Genomic DNA, 3,307 nt, shown 5'->3' on the forward strand with positions numbered 1-3,307 from the left:
TATGTATTCATATTGCCATTTATTCTTGTATTTTTGTTTTTTTTCATTTCTCCAATGATAAATACAATAATAATGAGTTTTCAAGATATATTGCCAGGTTCAAGAAAATTTATAGGAATTCAAAACTATACTAAATTACTAGGAGATAAGGTTTTTTTAGTTGCGGTTTGGAATAGTTTTAAATATATGGTATTGACACTTGTATTACTTATTCCAATTCCAATGGTACTTGCATGTATAATAAATAGCAAGTTGATGATTGGTAGAGAGTTTTTTAAATCTGCATTTTATTTACCAGCGTTAACATCAGTAGTAGTAGCAGGTATAGTTTTTAGATTTGCATTTGGAGAGCAAGCTACTTCATTGGCAAATCAATTTATTGCAAACTTTGGGATGGAACCATTTAAATGGTTAAAAAATGGTACTACAGGATTTGTTGTATTATTAGCTTTAGCATGCTGGCGATGGACTGGTGTTAATATGTTGTATTTCTTATCAGGATTAAAAAATATTCCAGCAGAATTGTATGAGTCAGCAGATATTGATGGAGCAAATGCATGGCAAAAGTTTAGATATGTTACAATACCTCAACTTAAACCAACAACTATTTATGTACTTACTATATCTGTATATGCAGGTCTTTCAATGTTTACAGAAAGTTATATGGTATGGGGAAATAACAGTTCACCAAACAATATAGGTCTTACAATCGTAGGATATTTATATAGACAAGGTATTGAAAAAAATGCAATGGGATATGCATCAGCAGTAGGTTTAGTATTATTTATTATTGGAATGAGTATTAATTTAATACAATTAAAATTAAATGGAACGTTTGATAAGGAGGATTAGTATGCAAAGTAATGTGAGTTATAGAAAAAGTAAAAAAAGTACAAAAAATGTAGAAACTAATGTGAAAAATTTACCTATAAAAGTAGTAATATTTATATGCTTTGCAATTATAGCGATAGTAGTGCTAATACCTTTTTACACACTTTTAATTTCCACTTTCAAAGATGGTGGTGCTGTAATAGCAAATGGTATGGATGTATCAATTAATCTTGCTAAAATGTCAGTGAAAAATTATGTACTTTTATTTACTGTGGAGAGTAGTAGATTTTTTACATGGTTTTTTAACAGTTTATTTTTAACAATAGTACAAGTTGCTCTTCAATTGTTTGTTAGTGCATTTGTATCATATGGATTTGCAATGTATGATTTTAAAGGAAAAAACTTCTTATTTATTTGTGTATTATTTGTTATGATGGTGCCATTTGAAATCTTAATGTTACCTCTTTATAGCCAAATAAATAACATGCATTTAACAAATACATACACAGGAATAATTTTGCCGAGTATAGCAAATGCATCAACTATATTCTTTTTTAGGCAATATTTATCAGGGATACCTAGAGATCTTGTTGAAGCAGGTAGAATAGATGGATCATCAGAATATGGTATTTTCTTTAGATTAATTTTACCAATTATGAAACCATCATTTGCAGCAATGGCAATTTTAAATACTATGGGTAGCTGGAATAACTTATTATGGCCAATGTTAGTATTAAAGAGTGCTGAAAAATTCACTTTACCAATAGGGTTAAATACTCTATTGACACCATATGGGAATAATTACAACTTATTGTTTGTTGGCTCTTTCTTTTCAATATTACCAGTATTTATATTATTCATGTGCTTCCAAAAGTATTTTGTTGATGGTATGACAGCTGGGGCAGTAAAAGGCTAATAAATTGTATGAAGGAATGAAAAATAGGGTTCAATCTAAATAGAGGAGATGAAATGCAATGCAAAAAACAGCAAAAATGGTAGTAGATAAAGATTTTAAAATATCTGAAATAGATAAAAGAATCTATGGTTCTTTTATTGAACATTTAGGAAGAGCCGTATATGGAGGGATTTATCAGCCTGATCATATGTCAGCTGATGAAAAAGGTTTCCGAAAAGATGTAATTGAACTTGTAAAGGAATTAGAAGTTCCTATTATAAGATATCCAGGTGGAAACTTTGTTTCAAATTTTTTCTGGGAAGATAGTGTAGGTCCTGTAGAAGAAAGACCAAAAAGATTGGAATTAGCTTGGCGAAGTCTTGAAACTAATGAAATTGGATTAAATGAATTCTCAAAATGGACACAAGAAGTTGGAGCAGATGTAATGATGGCAGTTAACCTTGGAACAAGGGGGATTGCAGATGCTTGTAATTTATTAGAATATTGTAATCATACTAGTGGAACAAAGTATAGTGATTTAAGAATAAAACACGGTGTTAAAAAACCACATAAAATAAAAACCTGGTGTTTAGGAAATGAAATGGATGGACCATGGCAAATAGGACATAAAACTTCTGAAGAATATGGGAGATTGGCTTTAGAAACTGGTAAAGCTATGAAGCTTATTGATCCAGATATTGAGTTAGTTTCATGTGGAAGTTCAAATACAGCAATGCCAACTTTCCCAGAGTGGGAAGCAACAACCTTAGATCATACTTATGAAATAGCTGATTTTGTATCACTTCATCAATATTATGGAAATAGACTAAATGATACTTCTAATTTCTTAGCACAAAGTGTTGATATGGAACACTTTATTAAAACAGTTACAGCTACTTGTGACTATATTAAAGCTAAAAAACGTAGTAAAAAAACTATGAATTTAAGCTTTGATGAATGGAATGTATGGTTCCATTCTAATCAAAGTGATGATGATATAATGAAAAATCATCCATGGCAAAAAGCACCAGCACTTTTAGAAGATGTGTATAATTTTGAAGATGCACTTTTAGTTGGATTAATGCTGATTATTTTAATGAAACATTCAGATAGAGTGAAAATGGCTTGTTTAGCACAATTAGTTAATGTAATTGCACCGATTATGACAGAAGAAAATGGACCAGCTTGGAAGCAGACAATATATTATCCATATTTACATGCTTCAAAATATGGTAGAGGAGTTGCACTTCAACCAGTGATTTCTTCACCAAAACATGATACTATAGATTTTACAGATGTAACTGATATTGAATCTATAGCAGTATATAATGAAGATAAAGATGAAGTTACTATTTTTGCAGTTAACCGTAATTTAAAAGAAGACGTTATATTAACTTGTGATGTCAGAAGTTTTGAAAATTATAAGATTATAGAACATATTGTATTAGAACATGATGATATGAAAATAGTAAATTCTAAAAATGGTGAAGCTGTTACTCCAAAATATGTAGATAGAAGTGAATTAACTGACGGAATTATTAATTCATCTTTAGGAAAAGCATCTTGGAATGTAATTCGTTT

3 protein-coding genes are annotated in these 3,307 nt (G+C 29.9%); all 3 read left to right on the plus strand.

The window, feature by feature from the left end:
- A partial coding sequence (locus tag CLPUN_RS05580; RefSeq protein WP_143328983.1) for a carbohydrate ABC transporter permease occupies positions 1–852 on the plus strand: 852 nt, incomplete at its 5' end.
- Position 853: 1 nt separating this feature from the next.
- The gene (locus CLPUN_RS05585; RefSeq protein WP_077846343.1) at positions 854–1,747 is read left to right on the plus strand and encodes a carbohydrate ABC transporter permease; all 894 of its coding nucleotides are present in this window, start codon (positions 854–856) and stop codon (positions 1,745–1,747) included.
- A gap of 58 nt (positions 1,748–1,805) precedes the next feature.
- On the plus strand, positions 1,806–3,307 hold a 1,502-nt coding region (arfA, locus tag CLPUN_RS05590; protein ID WP_077846344.1), incomplete at its 3' end, for an arabinosylfuranosidase ArfA.

It is taken from the genome of Clostridium puniceum (genome assembly GCF_002006345.1).
GTDB lineage: Bacteria > Bacillota > Clostridia > Clostridiales > Clostridiaceae > Clostridium > Clostridium puniceum.

Coding starts and splice junctions, on each gene's coding strand:
- CLPUN_RS05585 (WP_077846343.1), top strand. CDS start 854: ATGCAAAGTAATGTGAGTTATAGAAAAAGTAAAAAAAGTACAAAAAAT.